At 64.0% G+C, this 20,795-nt stretch carries 18 protein-coding genes; 11 read left to right on the top strand and 7 right to left on the bottom strand.

Annotated features, from left to right (window positions below; genetic code table 11):
* Positions 1-34: 34 nt before the first annotated feature.
* The 5 genes from K426_RS10220 to K426_RS31255 all read right to left on the bottom strand — a co-directional run bounded on the left by K426_RS10220 (position 35) and on the right by K426_RS31255 (position 3,480).
* Entirely contained in the window at positions 35-1,381 is a 1,347-nt protein-coding gene (locus K426_RS10220) for an MgtC/SapB family protein (RefSeq protein WP_082748537.1), read from the bottom strand.
* Positions 1,382-1,552: 171 nt separating this feature from the next.
* A complete protein-coding gene (locus K426_RS10225; RefSeq protein WP_066556528.1) occupies positions 1,553-2,614 on the bottom strand; it encodes an AI-2E family transporter in 1,062 nt (353 codons plus the stop codon).
* Positions 2,615-2,624: 10 nt separating this feature from the next.
* Positions 2,625-2,963: a TraR/DksA family transcriptional regulator gene (locus K426_RS10230; RefSeq protein ID WP_066556531.1), complete on the bottom strand. Its 339-nt coding sequence runs from the start codon at positions 2,961-2,963 to the stop codon at positions 2,625-2,627.
* Complete coding sequence (locus K426_RS10235) at positions 2,951-3,211, bottom strand: YdcH family protein (protein ID WP_066556533.1); 261 nt, start codon at positions 3,209-3,211, stop codon at positions 2,951-2,953. The genes K426_RS10230 and K426_RS10235 overlap by 13 nt, the downstream gene beginning before the upstream one ends.
* 11 nt (positions 3,212-3,222) lie before the next feature.
* Positions 3,223-3,480, bottom strand: coding sequence for a hypothetical protein (locus tag K426_RS31255; RefSeq protein ID WP_145907248.1), 258 nt, complete (start codon positions 3,478-3,480; stop codon positions 3,223-3,225).
* An 84-nt stretch (positions 3,481-3,564) separates the two neighbouring features.
* On the opposite strand from K426_RS31255, the gene K426_RS10245 reads away from it, so the two are divergent.
* From K426_RS10245 to K426_RS10260, 4 genes are all read left to right on the top strand, one after another.
* Positions 3,565-3,777 carry a hypothetical protein gene (locus K426_RS10245; RefSeq protein ID WP_066556536.1) on the top strand — a complete coding sequence of 71 codons (213 nt, stop codon included), beginning with the start codon at positions 3,565-3,567 and terminating at the stop codon, positions 3,775-3,777.
* A 159-nt stretch (positions 3,778-3,936) separates the two neighbouring features.
* The gene (locus K426_RS10250) at positions 3,937-4,677 is read left to right on the top strand and encodes an SDR family NAD(P)-dependent oxidoreductase (protein ID WP_066556537.1); all 741 of its coding nucleotides are present in this window, start codon (positions 3,937-3,939) and stop codon (positions 4,675-4,677) included.
* A 49-nt stretch (positions 4,678-4,726) separates the two neighbouring features.
* Complete coding sequence (gene phbB / locus K426_RS10255; protein ID WP_066556539.1) at positions 4,727-5,449, top strand: acetoacetyl-CoA reductase; 723 nt, start codon at positions 4,727-4,729, stop codon at positions 5,447-5,449.
* A 24-nt stretch (positions 5,450-5,473) separates the two neighbouring features.
* Complete coding sequence (locus K426_RS10260; protein ID WP_066561633.1) at positions 5,474-6,658, top strand: thiolase family protein; 1,185 nt, start codon at positions 5,474-5,476, stop codon at positions 6,656-6,658.
* Between the two features lie 79 nt (positions 6,659-6,737).
* Here the strand turns inward: K426_RS10260 and K426_RS10265 are convergent, their stop codons facing one another.
* The gene (locus K426_RS10265; RefSeq protein ID WP_082748827.1) at positions 6,738-7,430 is read right to left on the bottom strand and encodes a TetR/AcrR family transcriptional regulator; all 693 of its coding nucleotides are present in this window, start codon (positions 7,428-7,430) and stop codon (positions 6,738-6,740) included.
* Positions 7,431-7,599: 169 nt separating this feature from the next.
* Here K426_RS10265 and phbB (K426_RS10270) point away from each other — a divergent pair, with 169 nt between their 5' ends.
* From phbB (K426_RS10270) to K426_RS10295, 6 genes are all read left to right on the top strand, one after another.
* Positions 7,600-8,328, top strand: a complete 729-nt coding sequence (phbB, locus tag K426_RS10270) for an acetoacetyl-CoA reductase (protein ID WP_066556542.1) — start codon at positions 7,600-7,602, stop codon at positions 8,326-8,328.
* Positions 8,329-8,436: 108 nt separating this feature from the next.
* Positions 8,437-8,865, top strand: coding sequence for a hypothetical protein (locus K426_RS10275; RefSeq protein WP_145907249.1), 429 nt, complete (start codon positions 8,437-8,439; stop codon positions 8,863-8,865).
* Between the two features lie 87 nt (positions 8,866-8,952).
* Positions 8,953-10,419 carry an efflux transporter outer membrane subunit gene (locus K426_RS10280; protein WP_145907251.1) on the top strand — a complete coding sequence of 489 codons (1,467 nt, stop codon included), beginning with the start codon at positions 8,953-8,955 and terminating at the stop codon, positions 10,417-10,419.
* Positions 10,416-11,489, top strand: coding sequence for an HlyD family secretion protein (locus tag K426_RS10285; protein WP_066556547.1), 1,074 nt, complete (start codon positions 10,416-10,418; stop codon positions 11,487-11,489). Before K426_RS10280 ends, K426_RS10285 begins: the two co-directional genes overlap by 4 nt.
* On the top strand, positions 11,486-14,257 hold the full coding sequence (gene rbbA, locus K426_RS10290; protein WP_066561634.1) for a ribosome-associated ATPase/putative transporter RbbA: 2,772 nt from the start codon (positions 11,486-11,488) through the stop codon (positions 14,255-14,257). The genes K426_RS10285 and rbbA overlap by 4 nt, the downstream gene beginning before the upstream one ends.
* Before the next feature lies 1 nt (position 14,258).
* Positions 14,259-15,383: an ABC transporter permease gene (locus tag K426_RS10295; protein ID WP_066556549.1), complete on the top strand. Its 1,125-nt coding sequence runs from the start codon at positions 14,259-14,261 to the stop codon at positions 15,381-15,383.
* 48 nt (positions 15,384-15,431) lie between these two features.
* On the opposite strand, the gene K426_RS10300 is transcribed toward K426_RS10295, so the two are convergent.
* The gene (locus K426_RS10300) at positions 15,432-20,177 is read right to left on the bottom strand and encodes a chemotaxis protein CheB (protein WP_082748539.1); all 4,746 of its coding nucleotides are present in this window, start codon (positions 20,175-20,177) and stop codon (positions 15,432-15,434) included.
* Positions 20,178-20,362: 185 nt separating this feature from the next.
* Between K426_RS10300 and K426_RS10305 the strand changes: the two genes are divergently transcribed.
* A complete protein-coding gene (locus K426_RS10305; protein ID WP_145907254.1) occupies positions 20,363-20,590 on the top strand; it encodes a hypothetical protein in 228 nt (75 codons plus the stop codon).
* Positions 20,591-20,795: the final 205 nt, after the last annotated feature.

Here is a 20,795-nt window from a genome sequence, read left to right on the forward strand (position 1 = left end):
AGCTTCGCTCCCAGCAGGCGCTCCCGACCGGCCATCACAACACCGCAGGCAGCATGAGCATGCTGGCTGCGACGCTCGCAATCAGGGACAGGGCGGCGGACGAGCCTCGCTGCCTTCCGGCGAGGCTGATCGTGGCTCCGGCCTTGACGAGAGTGTTGAGCATGACCGGGGTGGCCAGAACGAGGCCCGCAGTTGGTCCTTCCAGCACGCCCTTCGGCAACCCACCCATCGTGATGATGGCGGAATCGACGTCCACCATCCCCGACAGGGCGAGGATCGTGGCCAAGCCGGCATCACCAAATCGATCGAGCACCCACCGCGAGGCGAGCGACAAAACCATTACCAGCGCCATCAGGCCGAGCGCCGGCGCAAGGTTGAACGGGTTGCGAACAGGAACCTCCTGGCTGGACCGTGAGGGCAAACGCGCTGCTGCCCGAAGAAGCCAGACGGTGGCGAGGGCGCTGACCAGCATCGCGGGCGCAACCAGCACCGCTAGCGCCGGCAACGCGAACGGAGCCAGGACGCCCACCAGCACCAGTACGCGCGCCAGCATGATGACGGAGGCGACGGTGATTCCCGCCATGAGAATGGGACCGTTTTCCGCTGGGTCGCGCAGCCGGGTCGCCAAGGCGGCGGTAACCGCCGTCGACGAGACCATGGCGCCGGCAGCTGCAGTCGCGAGCGTCCCGCGCGAGGCGCCGAGGCGCTTGCTCGCCATATAGCCGGCGAAGGAAAAGCCCGACACGAGGACAACCACCATCCACAGTTGCTGCGGATTCCAGGCACCGTAGGGACCAAAAGCGCGGTCGGGGAGAAGCGGCAGGATAGCGAGGGAAATCAGAGCGAAGCGGGCGATCGCCCTCACCTCGACTTCGCTCAACCTCTCGATCCAGCCATGAAGCTGAGATCGGAGCGCAAGCACGAACGTCATTATGACGGCGACGATCGTCGCGAGGCGTTCGTGCTGGCTGCTCGCGAGGAATCCGCAGCCTAGCGTCAGAAGCCCGGCAAGGCTCGCTGTTCCACTGACCGGGCCGCCCCGCCATGCGGCCTGCGCATATCCCATCAGAACCAACATCGCGGCAGCCGCGACCAGGATGATCGCCACGCCGGGCTCGATCGACCTGAGCGCGCCCGCGACGCCTCCCGCCAGCCCGAGCAGTCCGAAGGTCCGGATGCCGGCGAAGCGGGAGCCGGCCGGTTCACGGCGCAATGTCCAGCCACGTTGGACGCCGATCAGCAGCCCGAGGCCAAGCGCAAGCGCGATGCCGGCGATGGCGGCAATATCCCCGGCTATCGTTAGGTCCGTATGAAAGATTGTCACTTCTGGTTCAGATTTCCTCAGCACAACAGCGTTCGAGGACCGCTCGATGGCCCGCATGGCCCGAAATGAACACGACTACCCATTGCTGGGCGCGCGGCACGACGCCTCACTGCACTAGGCCGACAGAATAGGGCCAAGGGAATGCGTAACTACCCGTAACCTGTCCCCATAGGCCAGCGCCTGTCGGCCGCTCCAATTGCGTCGCTCATTGCAAGGCACTCGGATTGCCTATGTTGGCCCTGCCTGCGGCTTTAGTCGTGAGCGCGCGAAGATATCCCATGCTGCGATGAAGAGCGCCGCCGTCACCGGACCGATCACCAGGCCGTTGAAGCCGAGCACCTCCAGACCACCGAGAGTGGAGATCAGGACGACATAGTCGGGCATGCGCGCATCCCGTCCCACGAGGATCGGGCGCAGGAGATTATCGACGAGCCCGATAATGAAAAGGCCGCACAATATGAGAATGATGCCTTCCCAGACTGCGCCCGTCACGAGCAGATAGACGGCAACGGGCACCCAGACGATGCCCGTCCCGATCGCCGGCAGAAGGGACAGAAAGGCCATCAGGACACCCCAAAGCAAGGCGCTATGGATCCCGAGTATCCAGAAAACGATCCCGCCGATAGCGCCCTGAATGACCGCGACCACGAGGCTGCCCTTGATCGTTGCGCGAATGACCGCAGTGAATTTTGCAAACAGTGCCGCGCGCTGCTCCGGATCGAGCGGAATGGCGGCTTCCACTCGGGCAGCCACCTGCTTGCCATCGCGCAAGAGAAAGAACGACAGGTAGAGCATGACGCCCAGCCCGATGACGAAGCCAAAGGCGCTCTGGCCGATGCTGAGAGCTCGCGCCGTCAGCGTCTGGAAGCTCGCGGCGATCCCGGCTGTCAGCCTTGCCCGCACGGCCTCGAAATCCGTCAGACCCAACCCGGTCAGCAGCGACTTCACCCATCGTGGCAGACGTTCCTGAAATTGCAGGAAATAGGCGCCCGGATCGACATCTCCGCTCTGCATCCGCGCGTATACGCCTGCCAGCTCCTGAAGAAGGAAAGCGGAAAGCAGGATTGCCGGAAGGATTACCATCGCCATGATTGCGAGCAGTGTCAGCAGAGCGGCAAGATTGTTGCGCCTCGGCATTGCGAGCAACAAGCGGTCGTTCAGCGGCGCGAAGAGGATCGATGCGATGACGCCCCAGAGAATGGCGCCAAACAGTGGCTGGACGACCCACGCGAAGGCGAGCGATACGGCCAAGATGAGCACAGTGAAGCTCGTGTCCTCGATACGGCGCATGGACGTTCCGTCAGACTCTGTCGTGCGCCGCCGAGCTTGCGCACCGGATGCACTGCGCCGCGGCTGGTAGCGCTTCGAGCCGCGCTGCCGCGATGACCTTCCCGCAGTTGGTGCACAGGCCATACGTGCCCGCGTCCAGCCTTGCGAGCGCCTGTTGCGTCAGCGCAATATGAGCCAGCGTGGACTGTTCGACGGCGTCCAGTGCTTCATCATCCTCGCGGGCGACCGCCTGCTCTTCGAAGTCGTCATCGAGCGGTTGACCCTGCTCCTCCTCGATGCGCGCAACCTTGGCGTTCAGCTCGCGGAGCTTGTCGGTGAGGCGATAGCGTATCAGATTCAGATCCGGCATCGCGCGTCCAGCTTATCTGCAATCAGTTCTGCGACCTCGTCGAGCAGCCTCAGGTGCTGCTTTTTCAGGTCTTCGAGTCGGTCATCGGAAGTGGCGTCCAGTCCTCCTTCGATCCGGTATATCTGCCGAGTCAACTCGTGATGGCGATGAGCCAGTTCACGATAGTGCGGGCTTTCCAGTTTCAGTGCGTGAAGGATCTCGCGGTGCGCGGGAAAGAGCGTGTGCAGATCGTGGCCGAGTTCGCTCATTATTTCTCCAGTCAGAGTTGCATTGGGATGGTGTCGCGTTGAACGCGCGGGCCCGCCGGCACCCGCGCTTGGAGCGAGCCGGCCATGCGGCCGGCCGCGCCTGTACAGCGGAGTTGCCGGCGCTCGCGAGCGTCGGCGAGCCTGATTGGCGGATGACTGCTGACGAACTGCTGATGAATGGAGCGGGCTTCGGCGCAGGCCGTGACACGGGCCGGCGTTCGGCGTGAGCGGCGTCGGCCCAGCAGGCAGGAAATGCCGGAATCATTCATGGCAGGCCTCCTTCCCCGAGAAGATTGCTGCAAGCTAGCCGCCATGTCGCTACGTGAATCTCCGCACCAGCTGGATCGATCGCGATGATGATCATTGCTGCCCGGAATGCCGCGGCCTCTTTGCTTATGGCGCGCCAACGCGGTCCGGGGTCCATCTTTGGCAAGCATGAAAAGCAGACGGGCGAGCCCGCCGCGGCGCAGGATGTCCATCGCCCATCCGTTTGGTTGATCCACTGCTTCCACGGTTGCCCGACCTCCGGCTTTGCGCATCAGCGCGCCGACGCGAGCTTGAATTGAACGCATAAGTAGAGTTCCCGATGGCGGGCCGCTCTACCGCGATGCACATCAACGGCAGTTCCCGCCAGGATCGGGAAATCCACAACTCTAGGGTGAGGTGCCGATCGGTCTGACAATGCCCGTTTTCGGGCGGCGCTTCCGCGCGCTCTGGAGGACAAGATGTTCGACTTCAATGGCAAGATTGCGATCGTGACAGGAGCCGCCAGCGGGCTTGGCGAGAGCAATTCCCGCGAGTTGGCCGCCGGCGGCGCGCGGCTTGTGCTCGCCGATCTCGACGTTGACCGCGCGCATTCTCTCGCCACCGACATCGGAGACGGTCGGGCCTTTCCGCTGCGGACGGACGTGGCGAACCCCGCCGATGTCGAGGCGATGGTTGCCTTTACAGTGAAGACCTTCGGCCGGCTCGATCTTGCCGTGAACAATGCGGGCGTCGGCGGGATCTCCGCCCCGGCGGGCGAGTATGATCTCGCCGATTGGCGGCGCGTGCTCAGCGTCGACATGGACGGCGTCTTCTACGGCATGCGATATCAGATCCCCGCCATGCTCGCCTCGGGCGGCGGTGCGATCGTCAACATGAGTTCGATCTGCGGCATGCTCGGCCTGCCCGGCACCATCGCGTATACGGCCGCCAAGCACGCCGTCGTCGGCATGACCCGGACTGCGGCCGTCGACTACGCCCGCCAGGCAATCCGCGTCAACGCCGTCGGACCAGCCGTCATCGATACGCCCCTTATCCGGGCACAGGGCGAGCCGTCGCCCTCACTGATCGAGCAGCACCCGATCGGCCGACTCGGCCGGCCCGAGGAGGTTGCTGCGCTTGTCGCGCTTCTTCTTTCGAACCGTGCCTCGTTCATGACGGGCGGCTACTATCCCGTCGATGGCGGCTATCTCGCGCAGTGACCGCGCCGCTCCAGGCCGCCTCCACCAGCACCAGCAGCAAGGAAATCCTATGTCTCGTATAGCGCTCATCACCGGCGGCGTGAGCGGCATCGGCGCCGCGACCGCACGACTCCTCAAGGCCCATGGCTACACCGTCATTGCCAATTATTTCGGCAACGACGCCGACGCCCAGGCCTTTCACGACGAGACGGGCGTCGCTGTCTACAGCTGGAACGTGGGTGATTTTGCCGCGAGCCAGGCCGGCGTAGCCAGGATCGTTGCGGAGATCGGGCCGGTCGACATCCTTGTCAACAACGCTGGCATCACCCGCGACGGCACGCTCCACAAGATGACGGAAGAGCAATGGCGCAGCGTGATCGATGTCGACCTTGGCGGCTGCTTCAACATGTGCCGCGCGGTCATCGAGGGCATGCGCGAGCGGCGCTTCGGCAGAATCGTCAATGTGAGCTCGGTCAACGCCCTGTCGGGGCAGTTCGGCCAGACCAACTATGCGGCGGCCAAGGCGGGCGTGATCGGCTTCACCAAGGCGCTGGCGCTCGAGGGCGCGGCGCGCAACGTCACGGTCAATGCGATCGCGCCGGGCTATACCGACACCGCGATGGTCGCCGCAGTCCCGGCAGAGGCGATGAAGAATGTTCTGGCCGCCGTTCCCGTCGGACGTCTCGGCGCGCCCGAGGAGATCGCTCGGGGCGTCCTCTTCCTGGTCGAGGACGAAGCCGGTTTCGTCACCGGCGCCACGCTTTCGATCAACGGCGGCAAATACATGGCCTGAAGCGGCCGAATGGAGGAAAAGATCATGACCACGAATGTCGTTCTCTGCGCGCCCGTGCGAACCGCGATCGGGAGCTATGGCGGCAGCCTCAAGGACATGGCCGCGCCGAGGCTCGGCAGTATCGCGATCGCGGAGACGCTGAAGCGCGCCGGCGTGACCGGGGACGCGATCGATACGGTTGTCATGGGCCAGGTGGTGCAGGCCGGCGCGAAGATGAACCCGGCGCGGCAGGCGGCGATCGGCGGCGGGATCCCCGACACTGTGCCGGCGATGACCGTCAACCGGGTCTGCGGCTCCGGTGCCCAGGCGATCGCCACCGCTGCGCAGGAGGTCATGCTGGGCCTGACCAATGCCGCCGTCGCTGGCGGGATGGAGAATATGGATCAGGCGCCGTACCTCATCGAGAAGGGCCGCTGGGGCTACCGGATGGGAGACGGCAAGCTGTTCGACAGCATGCTCCATGACGGCCTCAACGACGCGTTCGTCGACCAGCATTCGGGCTGGGTGACCGAGGATCTCGTGACGAAATTCCAGATTTCGCGCGAGGCCCAGGACGCCTGGGCCGTGCGATCACAACAGCGGTTCGGCGCCGCCCAGGCGGCGGGCAAGTTCGACAGCGAGATCGTGGCGGTCGAAATTCCAGGACGAAAAGGACCGACCATCTTCTCGCGGGACGAGCAGAATCGGCCGGACGCGACGCCCGAAAGCCTCGCCCACCTCAAGCCCGCCTTTCGCCCGGAAGGAACAATCACTGCGGGCAACGCCCCAGGGCTCAATACCGGCGCGGCGGCGATGATCGTCGCAAGCGAGGACTGGGCCGGCCGGAATGGTGCCGCTCCCCTGGGGCGTCTGGTCGCGTTCGGCGTGGGCGCGGTAGCGCCGGGCCTGTTCGGTCTCGGCCCGGTCCCCGCCGCGCGCCAGGCGCTTGCCCGTGCGGGCTGGTCGATATCGGACCTCGAACGGGTCGAGATCAACGAAGCCTTCGCCGCGATCGCGATCGCCGTCATCCGCGAGCTGGGCCTGCCCGAAGATATCGTCAACGTCGAAGGTGGCGCCATTGCCCATGGACATCCGATCGGTGCGACGGGCGCCGTGCTGACCACGCGGCTGCTCCAGTCGATGCGCCGCGACGGACTGCGGCGCGGGCTCGTCACGCTCTGCATCGGAGGCGGGCAGGGCGTGGCGCTGCTCCTGGAGAGCGTCACCTGAGCCGGAAGCGGGCGATCGACCATGATGGCCGTGTTCTTCGCACAAAGGGGCCGCCGCTATGAGATGGGCGGCGCGCAGTCTAATCGGGCGAACACCTGCCGAGGAAGGGCATTCCATCGGCAATCAATTCCATCGTGCGCTCGAGATAATCCGACTTGGCTTGCGCGGTGTTTTCCAGTTCGCGGCGCTGGAGAATGCGATGCCGCGGGCTTGTGACGAGCGCATCGAAAAGGAAAGCCGCCAGGAACGGCAGGTCCGTGTCGCTCTCGCGTGCGCGTGTGCCGCAGGCCTCTTCAAGAATGGACTGGATGATCGCAATTCCTGCCTTCGCACCCATCGAGGGCTTCGCCTGACCGACTTCCGATTCATGGTCGGCAACACAATTGACAAGGGACTCCAGGCCGATCACCTCGCGTTTGAGCGACGAATCGAGAATTTTTCTGCCGACATGGAGCAGCTTGTCCCGCGCCGAGCCGGCCGGAATGTTCGACGCGATCGGCCGGAGATGATGCGCGATTCCGTGTTCCACGGCCGAGACGAGCAAGCGCGCCTTTGCGCCGAAGCGCGCGTAGAGCGTCCGCTTCGAAACGTTGGCGGCAGCCGCTATCCCTTCCATGCTGGCGCCTTCGACGCCATGGGCGACGAACTGTTCGAGAGCGACGTCGAGGATATGCGTGCCCAACCGCGCCGCGACATCCTGCCTTGGCCGACCGCCCTTGGGGTCGCGCGGCGGCAGACGCCTCGTCCTTCCTGAAGATTTCACTCGCGTCATGACGTCGCCTTCAACGAGGCCATCTGCATTCCGCCTTGGCCTCCGGACTTGCTCCTCGAATGCAAGGCGATAATAACAAAACCGATAAGTATACATACGCATTGTCCGGGGGAGGCTCTGTAAGGGACACGTCGCAGCGTAGCTGAGGCAGAAACGGGACCGGACGACCATGACGGATATTGCACTCGTTACCGGTGGCACGCGCGGGATCGGCGCGGCCATTGCCCGCTCGTTGAAGTCGGAGGGCCGCGAGGTAGCCGCCATCTACCATGGCGATGACGACGCTGCCGCCGAGTTCAGGCACGACACCGGGATCCCGGTGTTCAAATGGGACGTCGCCGACGAGACCGCCTGTCGCCAAGGCGTCGCCCTCGTCGAAAAACAGCTCGGACCCGTGTCCGTTCTTGTCAACAATGCAGGCATCGCCCGAGACGGATTATTCCACAAGATGAGTTGGGACCAGTGGCGCGCGGTGCTGGCGACCAATCTCGACTCGATGTTCACGATGACCCGCGCGATCATTGAGGGCATGCGCGAGCGACGCTTCGGCCGGATCATCAACATCTCATCGATCAATGGTCAGAAGGGCCAGGTCGGGCAGGTCAACTATTCCGCGGCCAAAGCCGGTGTGATCGGCTTCACCAAAGCACTCGCCCAGGAAAATGCCTCGCGGAACATCACCGTCAATGCCGTCTGCCCCGGCTATATCGACACGGATATGGTCGCGGCGGTCAAGGAGGAGGTGCGCGACGGAATCATCGCCAGCATTCCGGTGGGCCGTCTCGGCGAGCCCGACGAAATCGCGCAGGCCGTATCCTATCTTGCTTCGCCAAAAGCAGCGTTCTGCACGGGTTCGGTGCTCACCATCAACGGAGGTCAATATATCGCCACTGGCTGAACCTTCCCGCGGGTTCGCGCCATTCCTACGGGCATTCCCTCATATCGCGGCGCAGCATTGTAAAGGATGCTGTTCGTCCCCCAAGCCTTATTTCGAAAGGACCGATTCATGAGCTATCCCCTCGACCAGATCACTGCCCTTGCCAGGGCCAATGGCGAGCTAGCGCTCAAATTCGCCGAGATTGCCCGGGCCGGCGGCGAGGAATGCGCGCAGATCGGCAGCAAGGCAGCCGCCCTCTTCGTCGATCAGCTGAAGGAGCTGAAGCCCGGAACGGTCCCCAGCTTGAAGAGCGAAGCGGTCACCAGCATGTTCAACGAGGCGGAAAAGAGCCGCGAGGTGGCGGCAACCAAGTTCAAGGCTGCGATCGACGAGTGGCAGGGTAGCTGGAAGGACCTGCTCTCGCAGGCAACCAACCAGCAGCAACTGACCGATACCCTCCAGGCGTGGTTCCGGCCACTGGCCAAGACAGCGGCGACCGAGCCCGCGAAGCCCAGCGAGCCGGCGCGCTCGCCCGCAAAGGTCCCTCAAGCGGCCTGAGCCCTCACGTAAGACATGAACCGGCTTCCGCCCGCTCTTGGGCGGGAGCCGGTGCTCTTGAATCGAAGCGGGGACCGGCGAAGCAACATGGCGGATCTGACGATCACAAGGATCGCGCGGCGTGGCGGCGTCTTCACGCCCGTTCTCGCGGCCCTGCCGATGCTTCTGGCCGGCTGCTCGTTCGCCCCTGCGCATGTCCGCCCGCCGCAGCCCGTGCCGCAGGCCTATGCCGCCGCGCCCGCCGCCGGGCTCTCCGTCGCCCAGGTCGGCTGGTACGATTTCTTCCGCGAGGAACAGCTGCGCGCGCTCATCGCGGCAGCGCTCGATAACAACCGCGACATCCGGGTCGCTTCCGGACGCGTCGCCGAGGCTCGGGCGGCATGGCGGATCCAGGGGTCGGCGCTCTATCCGGAGCTGGACGCGGTCGCGACCGGAACGCGGGGACGAACCCCGGCCGATCTGTCGGGGTTCGGGCAGGCGGTCACGGGAAACCAGATCTACGCCCAGCTGAGCGCCGGTTGGGAAATCGACTTCTGGGGCCGCCTGCGCAATCTCAACGAGGCGGCGCGGGCGCAATATCTGGCGACGGAAGAGGCGCGACGCGCGGTCGCCACCGACCTCGTCGCCCAGGTTGCCAACGGCTATCTTCTCGAGCGCGAATATGAGGAGCGCGCCGAACTGGCGGTCCGGACGATCAAGACCCGCGAGGACGCGCTCCGAATCATGCGACGGCGCTACGAGGTCGGGTCAGGTTCGAAGCTCGAGATGACGCAGGCGCAGACCCTGCTGGCGCAGGCCCAGGCGGCGCTGCAGGCGCTCGATCAGGATCGCGCGGTCAACCGCAACGCCCTGGCGCTGCTGGTCGGGCGGCCCGTCGACATCCCGCCCGGGCCGCTCCGCCTCGCGGAAGCCGCGCCCGAGGTGGCGCTGCCCACGGGCCTGCCGTCGGCGCTTCTCACCAATCGACCCGACATCGTGGCGGCCGAATATTCCCTGCGCGCAGCCGAAGCGAATATCGGCGCCGCGCGCGCCGCTTTCTTTCCCAATATCAGCCTGACAGGCGCCTTCGGCACCGCGAGCAGCGACCTGGACGGCTTGTTCAAGGATGGAAGCCTGTCCTGGAATTTCACGCCGACCTTGAGCCTCCCCTTGTTCAATGCCGGACGCCTCAAGGGTAACCTCGACGTGGCCAAAGCCCGTCAGGTGATCGCCGTCGCAGATTATGAGCGGACGGTGCAGGCAGCATTTCGTGACGTCTCCGACGCACTCGTCCGGCGCCGGCAACTCGGCCTCCAGATCGAGACGACGCGGACCATGCTTGCGGCGTTGCGCGAACGCGCGCGGCTCGCGCAGCTGCGCTTCGACAACGGCCGCTCGGCCTATCTCGAGGTTCTCGACGCGCAGCGCGACCTGTTCGACACCGAGCAGGCGCTGGTCGAGCTTCGGCGGGCCCATCTCGCGAGCGCCGTCGCCCTCTATGCGGCGCTGGGCGGCGGCTTCGTCCAGAACCCTGCCTTCGACATCAACGCAGCTCCCGGGAATCGAGCACAATGACGACCCCTCAGAAGAAATGGATCATAAGGGGCGGCATCGCCGCGACGGCTGTTGCGGTCGGCCTCATCCTGTGGCTGCTGCTCAGGCCCGCCGATCTTCCGGAGGGCATTGTCGGGGGCAACGGACGGATCGAGGCGATCGAGATCGACGTGTCGGCCAAGACCCCGGGACGCATCCGCGACATCGTCGCCGATGAGGGCGACTTCGTGAAGGCAGGCCAGGTCGTCGCGCATATGGACGTCGACGTCCTCAACGCCCAGCGCTCCGAGGCTCAGGCTCAACTCGCCCAGGCTCTCAATGCCATCCAGATCGCGCAGAGCCAGGTGGCGCAGCGCCAGAGCGAACGCGCGGCGGCGCTTGCCGCCGTCCGGCAGCGCGAGGCCGAACTCAACGCCGCCCGCAAGCGGCTCGCCCGCTCGGAAACGTTGGCGCGCGAGGGGGCGACCGCGGTTCAGGAACGCGACGACGATCAGGCGCAGGTCGAGGGCGCGACGGCGGCGGTCGAGGCGGCGCGCGCGCAGATGGCGGCGGTCGACGCGGCCATCGGCACCGCGCGCAGCCAGGTGATCGGCGCGCGGTCGAACGTCGACGCCGCGCGCGCGACGATCGAACGGATCGAGGCGGATATCCGCGACAGCGACCTGCGCGCGCCAGTGGCTGGGCGTGTTCAGTATCGCGTGGCTCAACCAGGCGAGGTCGTCGCGGGCGGCGGGCGGGTGCTCAATCTCGTCAACCTCGGCGACGTGTACATGACCTTCTTCCTGCCCGAGACGGTGGCGGGGCGCGTGGCGCTGGGAAGCGAGGTCCGGATCGTGCTCGATGCCGCGCCCGATTACGTCGTACCGGCCAGGGTCTCGTTCGTGGCCGATGTCGCCCAGTTCACGCCCAAGACGGTCGAGACGGCCAGCGAGCGGCAGAAGCTGATGTTCCGCGTCAAGGCGCGGATCGATCCCGCCTTGCTCGAACGCCACATCACCCAGGTCAAGACCGGGCTCCCCGGCATGGCCTATGTCCGGACCGACCGCGAGGCGCAATGGCCGGCGAAGCTGACCGTCAACGTATCGCGATGACTGCGAGCGGCACGACGGAGAGCGCCTCGCCGGAACCGGCGGCGCGCCTTTCCGGGGTCGGCATCCATTATGGCAAGACGCTGGCGCTCGACGACGTCGACCTGGAGATCCCGGCCGGGCGCATGGTCGCCTTGATCGGCCCCGACGGGGTCGGCAAGTCCACGCTGTTCTCGCTCGTCGCGGGCGCCCGGGTCATCCAGAAGGGGCGGGTCGAGGTGCTGGGCGGCGACATGAGCGACAGGGGGCACCGCGAGCTGGTGTGCCCGCGGATCGCCTACATGCCGCAGGGACTCGGCAAGAATCTCTATCCCACCTTGTCGATAGCCGAGAATCTGGAGTTCTTCGGCCGTCTCTTCGGCCAGGACGCGGACGAGCGCGACCGGCGGATCGCCGATCTTCTCGATAGCACCGGACTTGCCGAGTTTCGCGATCGTCCCGCCGGCAAGCTGTCGGGCGGCATGAAGCAGAAGCTGGGGCTGTGCTGCGCGCTGATTCACGATCCTGATTTCCTGCTGCTCGACGAGCCGACCACGGGCGTCGATCCGCTCTCACGCGCGCAGTTCTGGGACCTGATCGATCGCATCCGCGCCGGACGGCCCGGCATGAGCGTGCTGGTCGCCACCGCCTATATGGAGGAGGCCGCGCGGTTCGACTGGCTGGTGGCGATGGACGCGGGACGGATCCTCGCGACGGGAACGGCGCAGCAGTTTTACGAGCGGACCAATACCACGACGCTGGAGCAGGCCTTCATTGCGCTGCTGCCCGAGGAGCGTCGACGCGGTCACAAGGCCGTGACGATCCCGCCGCGCAGCGACGGACGCGAGGCCGAGATCGCCATCGAGGCCAAGGGACTGACCATGCGCTTCGGCGAATTCACCGCGGTCGATCATGTCGACTTTCGGATCGAGCGGGGCGAGATCTTCGGCTTCCTCGGCTCCAACGGCTGCGGCAAGTCGACGACGATGAAGATGCTGACCGGCCTGCTCAAGGCGAGCGAGGGTCAGGCGTGGCTGTTCGGGCGCGAGGTCGAGAATGACGACATGGCGACCCGCCGGCGCGTCGGCTACATGTCCCAGGCCTTCTCGCTCTATTCCGAGCTCACCGTCCGGCAGAACCTCGAACTGCATGCGCAGCTTTTCCACGTCCCCGCCGCCCAAATTCCCGCGCGGATCGAGGAGATGGCCGGACGCTTCGGCCTGACCGAGATCATGGATGCGCTGCCGGACGCGCTCCCGCTCGGCCAGCGGCAGCGCCTGAGCCTCTCGGTCGCGATGATCCACAAGCCCGAGATGCTGATCCTCGACGAGCCGACCTCGGGCGTCGATCCGATCGCGCGCGACCAGTTCTGGCAAATGATGATCGACCTGTCCCGCAACGACAAGGTGACGATCTTCATCTCGACCCACTTCATGAACGAGGCCGAGCGCTGCGACCGCATCTCGCTGATGCACGCGGGCAAGGTGCTGGTCAGCGATACGCCGGCGGCGATCGTCGAGAAGCGCGGCAGCAAAAGCCTCGAGGACGCATTCATCAGCTATCTGGAGGACGCGGCGGGCATAGACGAAAGCGCAGAGACGGGAACGGCGGCCGCCGCACCGGCCGTCGAGACAAAGGACCAGCCCGCTTCGTCCTTCTCCCGCGCCTTCAGCCGCCGGCGCATGATGAGCTACAGCCGGCGCGAGGCGCTGGAGCTTCGTCGCGATCCGATCCGCGCGACGCTCGCCCTTTTGGGGAGCGTGCTGCTCATGTTCATCATGGGGTACGGCATCAGCATGGACGTGGAGGATCTGCCCTTCGCGATCCTCGACCGCGACGGAACCACAACGAGCCAGAACTATGCGCTCAACCTGGCCGGCTCGCGCTATTTCATCGAACGCCCGCCGATCACCGATTACGCCCAGCTCGACAGGCGCATGCGCTCCGGCGAACTCAGTCTTGCGATCGAGATCCCGCCCAACTTCGCCCGCGATCTGAGGCGTGGCGATCCTGTCCAGGTCGGCGTGTGGATCGACGGCGCGATGCCGCAGCGCGCCGAGACCGTGCAGGGCTATATCCAGGCGTTGCACGCTCAGTGGCTGAGCGAGACGGCGACGCAGGAACTGGGCGTTCGGCCATCGGCGGGCCTCATCACCATCGAGACCCGCTATCGCTATAATCCCGACGTCAAGAGCCTGGTGGCGATCGCACCTGCGGTCATTCCCGTCCTGCTGCTGCTGTTCCCCGCGATGCTGACGGCGCTCAGCGTCGTGCGGGAGAAGGAACTCGGCTCGATCATCAACTTCTATGTCACGCCGATAACGCGGATCGAATTCCTGCTCGGCAAGCAGCTTCCCTATGTCGCGCTCGCCATGCTGAACTATGTCCTTCTGGTGTTGCTGGCGGTGCTGGTGTTCCGCGTGCCGATCACCGGCAGCGTGCTGGCCATGACGGTGGGGGCCTTGCTCTACACGCTGTCCGCGACGGCGATCGGACTGCTCTTCTCGATCTTTATGCGCAGCCAGATCGCCGCGATGTTCGCCACGGCGATCGGCACCATCCTGCCGGCGGTGCAATTTTCCGGGCTGATCAATCCGGTATCGTCGCTCGAGGGGGCCGGAGCATTCGTCGGCGCCATTTTCCCGACCACCCATTTCGTCACCATCTGCCGTGGCGTCTTCTCCAAGGGCCTGGGTTTCGGCGATCTCGTCCGGCCGCTTCTCGCACTGGCCGTGGCGGTGCCGGTGCTGTTGGCGCTGTCGGTCGCGCTTCTCAAAAAGCAGGAGAGCTGAGATGCGGCAGGCAGCCAATATCCTCCGCCTCGGGATCAAGGAACTGCGCAGCCTGTGGCGCGATCCGATGATGCTGGTGCTGATTGTCTACGCCTTCTCGCTCGGCATCTATGTGGCAGCCTCCGCCATGCCCGAGACCTTGCACAAGGCGCCGATCGCGATCGTCGACGAGGACCAGTCGCCGCTGTCGAACCGGATCACCGGGGCCTTTTATCCGCCGCACTTCACGCCGCCAGCGTTGATCTCGCTGGGCGAGGTCGATCCGGCCATGGACGCCGGGCGCTACACCTTCGCGCTCGATCTGCCGCCCGATTTCCAGCGCGATGTCCTCGCCGGCCGTCAGCCGACCGTCCAGCTCAACATCGACGCCACGCGGATGAGCCAGGCCTTCACCGGGGGGGGGTATATCCAGCAGATCGTCCAGGGCGAGGTGTCCGAATTCATGCAGGGGACCCGCGCCACGGCCGCGCCGCCCGCCGACCTCGCGCTGCGCGCCCGCTTCAATCCGACGCTGGCGCAGAGCTGGTTCGGATCGGTGATGGAGATCATCAACAACGTCACCATGCTCTCGATCGTGCTGACCGGCGCGGCGCTGATCCGCGAGCGCGAGCACGGCACAATCGAGCATCTGCTGGTAATGCCCGTCACACCGTTCGAGATCATGGCGAGCAAGGTCTGGGCGATGGGGCTCGTTGTCCTGCTCGCCTGCGCCTTCGCGTTGCTCGTGGTGGTCGAGGGGATATTGAAGGTGCCGATCGAGGGATCGATTGCGCTGTTCCTGGCCGGCGCCGCGCTACACCTGTTCGCGACCACGTCGATCGGCATCTTCATGGGCACGATCGCGCGTTCGATGCCGCAGTTCGGGCTACTGCTGATGCTCGTGTTGCTGCCGCTCCAGCTGCTTTCCGGGGGCATGACGCCGCGCGAGAGCATGCCCGAGATCGTGCAAACGGTGATGCTCGCCGCGCCGACGACGCATTTCGTCAAGCTGGCCCAGTCGATCCTCTATCGCGGCGCCGGACTGGATGTCGTCTGGCCCCAATTCCTCGGGATCATCGCGATCGGTGCAATCTTCTTCCTGATTGCCCTTGGACGCTTTCGCAGGACGATTGGCATGATGGCGTGATCCAGGTCTCGCCACGACACGAGGGCTCGATCTCTGGTGACAATGGAGTCAATGCGCGGTCAGCACCAGACGGACGAGTTCCGCAACCGAGGTCGCGCCCATTTTCTTCATGATCAGCGCGCGGTGACTTTCGACGGTGCGCTGGTTGATCCGAAGGCTGGCCGCTATTTCCTTGTTGACCTTGCCGGCAAGAATCAAGTCTAGCACCTGGCGCTGGCGCTTGGTCATGCTCGCGAGCGCTTGCGTAGCGCTGGCGCGCGATTCGGACTCTTCGGAGGCTATCCTTGCCCGCTCGAACGCCCGGTTGATCGTCGCGATCAGTTGAGCCGGGTCGACCGGCTTCTCGATGAAATCTATTGCCCCAGCCTTCATGGCCGTCACCGCCGTCGCTATGTCGCCTTTCCCGGTGATCATGCATATGGAGAGTCGGCTGTCGCGCCCCTTGAGATGTTCAAGAACCTCAAGGCCGCCCATGCCGGGCATGTTGGCATCAAGGATCAGGCATCCCTGCATTCCGGGGCTGTCGGCCTTCAGAAGCGATTCGCCGTCGGAATAGGTTTCGACCTGATAACCCTTGATCTCCAAGAGCTCGCGAAGCGTGTCGCGTATGCCCCGGTCGTCATCCACGACGAACACCCTCAAGTCGGACGAGGCGGAAATCCGCTCAGGAGCGGCCGGCGATTGGGGCGACGCCGCGAGCAGTCGGGCGACCATTCCGGCCAGACGATCGCCCGTCACCGGCTTTGCGAGGTGGAACTCGCCGCGTCTCGTGATCGCCTGGAGAGTGACCGTTGAAATGTCTCCGGTGAGCACGATTGCCGGCAGCTTTGCATTCAATGCCTTGCGAATATTGTCGATAGCTGCGAATCCGTCTGCGCCGTCGGGCAAGCTATAGTCCGCGATCAAAAGATCCGGCGCCTCCGCTACCTTATAGACTGCGTCCAGCGCCTCCTGCCCATCGGCCGCCAGCACCACATGATGTCCAACGCCGCTGAGAAACATTCCGAGCATTTCCCGGACGGGAGCGTCATCCTCGATGACGAGAATTCTCCCCTTGCGCGAGGGTATCATGCCGCCATCCGCCCGCAGCTCCATTGTCCTGTGATCGGCGCTCCTGTCGGTCCCGATCGGCACCTTGATTTTGAATGCCGAGCCCTTGCCGACGCGCGAGCAGACATCGATCGGGTGGTCCAGAAGCTCGCCCAGCCGGCGAACGATCGACAGCCCGAGCCCGAGCCCGGGGTTCGGGTCCGGTGTGGCCATACCGCCCGTTCGATGGAACTCGTTGAAGATCGTCGGTAGGTCTCCCTCAGGAATGCCCGCGCCCGTGTCCCAGACCTCGATGGATAGCCTGTCGCCATGGGCGCGGCAGCCAAGAAGAATCTTGCCGCGCCTTGTGTATTTGAAGGCGTTGGAGAGCAGATTGCGGAGCATTCGTTCAAGGAGGTGTTGGTCGCTTTTGACCAGTCTCTTAGATGGGATCACCCGCCATGCCACGCCCGCCGCCTCGGCGTGGACGGCGAATTCGCTCCGAAGCCGATCGAGAAGGTCATGGATGGGAAATGCATCCACTTGCGGGAGGATCGTACCCGCCTCGAGCTGGTTGTTGTCGAGCATCGAATCCAGCAGGCCGTTTAGCCCATCGAGGGTCTCGCCCGCTCTCTTCATCAGTTGCACCGTCTCCGGGTCGACAACCTTTTGCTCGATGATTCCACGCAGCAGCCGAAGCGTCTGCAATGGCTGACGCAAATCGTGGCTGGCCGCGGCGAGAAAGCGGGATTTCTCGAAATTGGCCTCTTCGGCCGCCTTCCGTGCATCGACGAGCGCCTGCTCGGCCTCGACACGCTCGGTGATGTCGTCGATGGCGACCAGAACCCGCCGTTCGTCCGCCGGGCGGTTCTCGATCTCGCGCGCGCGCAGCATCAGGACCCGGCGGCCGCGGCCCTTCCGCTCGATCTCGATCTCATGGTCCTGTGCGATCTTGCCGGCGCGAATCTCGTCGATAAACCTATCCAGTCCCGGGACGCCCAGTTCGCCAGCACCCGATTGTCCTAAGGTGCGTCCGAGCGTGTCCTCGGCGGTTGCGGCAAAATATCGGTAAAAGGATGTGTTCGCCGAGACGATGCCCATGCTGCCATCGAGGACGACAAGGGGCTCTCGGATCGTATCGATTATGCTCACGGCATAATTTCGGGCGTCGCGAATCTGCTCTTCCACGACCTTCATCTGGCTGACGTCGGAGAAAGTTATGATGATGCCGGCAACTTGATCGTCCTGCGTCCGGATCGGAAGGATCCGCCGGATGTACCAGGCGTCATTCTCTGCCTTGATCTCCCGCTGAACCGGCGAGAGATCGCGCAGGACGAGACCGGCGTCGTCAAGGAGCGTTGCATCGGTGCGCGGCAATGCGAGGTTGGCAAGCGGCCGCCCGACATCGGTGTCTATGATTCCAAAGAGCGTCTTTGCGCTCGGCGTGAAGAACCGGATGTTGAAATCCCGGTCAAGGAAGAGCGTGGCAATGTCCGTGCTGTTCAGGATGTTCTGCAGGTCGCTGGCGGTGCTGCGCTGCTTCTCCAGGGCTATCTGAAGCTGGCCGTTGACAGTCGTCAGCTCCTCGTTCAGCGATTGCAATTCCTCCTTCGAGGTCTGGAGTTCTTCGCTGGTCGCGTGAAACTCCTCGTTGACCGACATCGCCTCTTCATTGTTCGCCCTCAGTTCCTCATTCGCATGCTCCAGTTCGCGGATCGTCTGTTCCAGCTCCTGGCGCGTGGTTGCGACGTCATTTTCAAGCTCGGCGATCCGCGCCGCATCCGACAGCGACCGCGGAGAGCGCCGCACTTTGGCCTTGTGCCCGGGTTCATCGAAAAAGCTGACCAGGAGCAGTTCCTGGCCTTCCACATCGAGCGGTCTGACGGTAGCGGTCGCGAAAAACGTCTTGCCGTCGCGTCTGATTTCGGCACCCGTGGCGGTCACCGCCTCATGTCGCTGCCGCGCCTGCCTGACGGCGATCCTGAGCTTCAGGCCGAGGCCGTCGCGCGCCATCGTGAACAGATCGCGGCTGAACTCTCCGGGTGAGACTCGCAGATAGCGATCGATCGGACCGAAGTGATAGAGACTCTCATGCTTGGCATTGATCAACACCGACGCCGGCGCATAGGCATCGGCAAGGATGCGATGCGTGATATTCCCAAGATTTTCCAGCCGCCGCTCGGAGGCTCGATCGACATTTGGCCAGGTCACGCGGGTCCTTTCCAGAGTATCGATCGGGAATTGCAGCTGACTTGCCCGGCCCTGGCCGACTCTCCGGTAGAGGTGGTGAGCGTGCGATATTGGCTTGAAGAGATCCGAAGGATCGCCCGGCGTTTCGGATGCGCCGAGAAAAAGAACGCCGTCTTGCCGCAGTGAAAAATGAAACAACCCGATGATCTTGTCCTGCGCTTCGGGGCGCAAGTAGATCAAGAGATTCCGGCAGGATATGAAATCAATTCGTGAAAAGGGTGCATCCTTCAAAATGTCGTGGGCCGTAAAAACAATCGTTTCCCGGAGGCGCGTCGAAGCGCGGTATCCGTCCGTCTCCTTGATGAAAAAATGTTCCAGGCGTTCCGGATCAATTTCCGATTTGATCGATGGGGAGTAAACGCCCTGCCGGGCTATTGAAATCATCTCCTCATCGATGTCGGTGGCGAATATCTGGAGGTTTATATTCCGCCCGCGTCGTGCCATCTCCTCGAAGAAGAGGATCGCGATCGAGTAGGCTTCCTCTCCGGTGCTGCAAGCCGTCACCCATATCCTGAGCGGCACGTCGTCCCGGTGTTGGCGAACGAGATCCGGAATAACACTCGACGCGAGCGTCTCGAAGTCCTTGGTTCCCCGAAAGAACTGCGTGACGTGGATCAGCATATCTTTCGCCAGCAAGGCAATTTCGCTGGGATCGGCGCGAAGGAGCTTCAGATATTCATCGAGGGTCTCGCTTCCGCGTATCGCCATGCGCCGTTGGATGCGGCGCAACAGGCTCGCCTCCTTATAGGCGCCGAAATCGCGCGAGGTCTTTTGGTGCACCAGCGCCAGGATCTGCGCGAGAATGGTGTCGGGTCCCACGCCTGCGTCGGTTTCGCCGGGAGCGGTCGTCCGCGCATGCGCGCACTGCTGCAACAGCGCTTCGGCGATTTTGACGAGCGGAAGGACAAGATCGACGGCTCCCGTGCCGATCGCGTTGCGGGGCATGCCATCGAAAGCGGCTTCATCGGGATCCTGGGCGATGATGAGGCCGGCATGCTCGTTGATGGCCTTCAACCCCAGGCTGCCGTCCGTTCCGGTGCCGGTCAGGATCACGGCAACCGTCCGTGCGCGATTTTCCTCTGCGAGCGACGTCAGGAATCTGTCGATGGGGAAGCGTGCGCCATGCTTTTCCCGCTCGATCGAAACCCGCAGCATGCCGTCCTTTACCGTCAGGTAGGCATGGCGCGGAATGACATAGACATGGTCCGGTTCGAGGGCGGTGCGATCGGCCGCTTCGCTGACGATCATGCCTGTGTGCTGGGATAGAATCTCGGGCAGCGTGCTTTCATGCGTGGGATCGAGGTGCTGGATCAGGACGAATGCCATTCCGCACCGATCCGGCAGCATATCAAAAAGCTCCATGAAAGCCTCGACGCCGCCGGCGGAGGCTCCGATCGCGACGATCGGGAAGGCGTCTCCCTCGATTCGATCCCGCTTGGCGGCCACCACGGGCGCGTTATCGGTACCTGCAGCTACGATTGCCGGTGGCTTTGCCGAAGAGCGCTTCCTCGTCATCCGGCCTGCCTCACATGCCTTTGCCAGGCGTGGGACCACAAGGCTTTATGCCGGCGCGCGCACGCCACTCGGTATTTTCCGAGTCTGTGCAAGCAACCCCGTTTGGGCGAACACTCATTCACCCAGAGCCTTTCAGATATCAGATTTCGAAAGTCCGAGCATTGCTGCTTGGAATGGAGGCGGCGATGACTGAAGAATGGGTGATCAAACAGAACATTTCTCGATACCGGCGGCTTCTGGAGGCCGAAACCGATCACGATAAACAATTGACGCTTCGGAACTTGCTTGCCGAGTCCCGCGAACGATTGGCCCGCGGCGATCGGAAGAGCGACTCGTCTATTGCGGCTAAAGGGCGCGGTTCCACTGAGACCAGCTTGAGTCCTAAACCTCCATCCAACCAACACACTGAGTGACCCCGACATTTCCGACCGCCTTCGGGAGCCGTTTTGAATAGATCATGGAGCGATGACAAGCGATCTGTCGAACAGCCGGCGCTCGTCAGGGGCGATGTCGCCGGGGGAGATGCCGCCTAGCGAAGGGATTCCGTGCCGGTCGAGCCCGACAGTGGGCGGTCCTTATCCTCGCTCGGGCGGTTGCGAGGCGAACTCGGTGCGGATG

It is taken from the genome of Sphingobium sp. TKS, from assembly GCF_001563265.1.
Taxonomy (GTDB): domain Bacteria; phylum Pseudomonadota; class Alphaproteobacteria; order Sphingomonadales; family Sphingomonadaceae; genus Sphingobium.

Coding starts and splice junctions, on each gene's coding strand:
- K426_RS10245 (WP_066556536.1), top strand. CDS start 3,565: ATGATGATCATTGCTGCCCGGAATGCCGCGGCCTCTTTGCTTATGGCG.
- phbB (WP_066556539.1), top strand. CDS start 4,727: ATGTCTCGTATAGCGCTCATCACCGGCGGCGTGAGCGGCATCGGCGCC.
- K426_RS10265 (WP_082748827.1), bottom strand. CDS start 7,430: ATGACGCGAGTGAAATCTTCAGGAAGGACGAGGCGTCTGCCGCCGCGC.
- K426_RS10280 (WP_145907251.1), top strand. CDS start 8,953: ATGGCGGATCTGACGATCACAAGGATCGCGCGGCGTGGCGGCGTCTTC.
- K426_RS10295 (WP_066556549.1), top strand. CDS start 14,259: ATGCGGCAGGCAGCCAATATCCTCCGCCTCGGGATCAAGGAACTGCGC.
- K426_RS10250 (WP_066556537.1), top strand. CDS start 3,937: ATGTTCGACTTCAATGGCAAGATTGCGATCGTGACAGGAGCCGCCAGC.
- K426_RS10235 (WP_066556533.1), bottom strand. CDS start 3,211: ATGAGCGAACTCGGCCACGATCTGCACACGCTCTTTCCCGCGCACCGC.
- K426_RS10305 (WP_145907254.1), top strand. CDS start 20,363: ATGACTGAAGAATGGGTGATCAAACAGAACATTTCTCGATACCGGCGG.
- K426_RS10225 (WP_066556528.1), bottom strand. CDS start 2,614: ATGCGCCGTATCGAGGACACGAGCTTCACTGTGCTCATCTTGGCCGTA.
- K426_RS10275 (WP_145907249.1), top strand. CDS start 8,437: ATGAGCTATCCCCTCGACCAGATCACTGCCCTTGCCAGGGCCAATGGC.
- K426_RS31255 (WP_145907248.1), bottom strand. CDS start 3,480: ATGAATGATTCCGGCATTTCCTGCCTGCTGGGCCGACGCCGCTCACGC.
- K426_RS10260 (WP_066561633.1), top strand. CDS start 5,474: ATGACCACGAATGTCGTTCTCTGCGCGCCCGTGCGAACCGCGATCGGG.
- K426_RS10230 (WP_066556531.1), bottom strand. CDS start 2,963: ATGCCGGATCTGAATCTGATACGCTATCGCCTCACCGACAAGCTCCGC.
- K426_RS10300 (WP_082748539.1), bottom strand. CDS start 20,177: ATGACGAGGAAGCGCTCTTCGGCAAAGCCACCGGCAATCGTAGCTGCA.
- K426_RS10285 (WP_066556547.1), top strand. CDS start 10,416: ATGACGACCCCTCAGAAGAAATGGATCATAAGGGGCGGCATCGCCGCG.
- rbbA (WP_066561634.1), top strand. CDS start 11,486: ATGACTGCGAGCGGCACGACGGAGAGCGCCTCGCCGGAACCGGCGGCG.
- K426_RS10220 (WP_082748537.1), bottom strand. CDS start 1,381: ATGCGGGCCATCGAGCGGTCCTCGAACGCTGTTGTGCTGAGGAAATCT.
- phbB (WP_066556542.1), top strand. CDS start 7,600: ATGACGGATATTGCACTCGTTACCGGTGGCACGCGCGGGATCGGCGCG.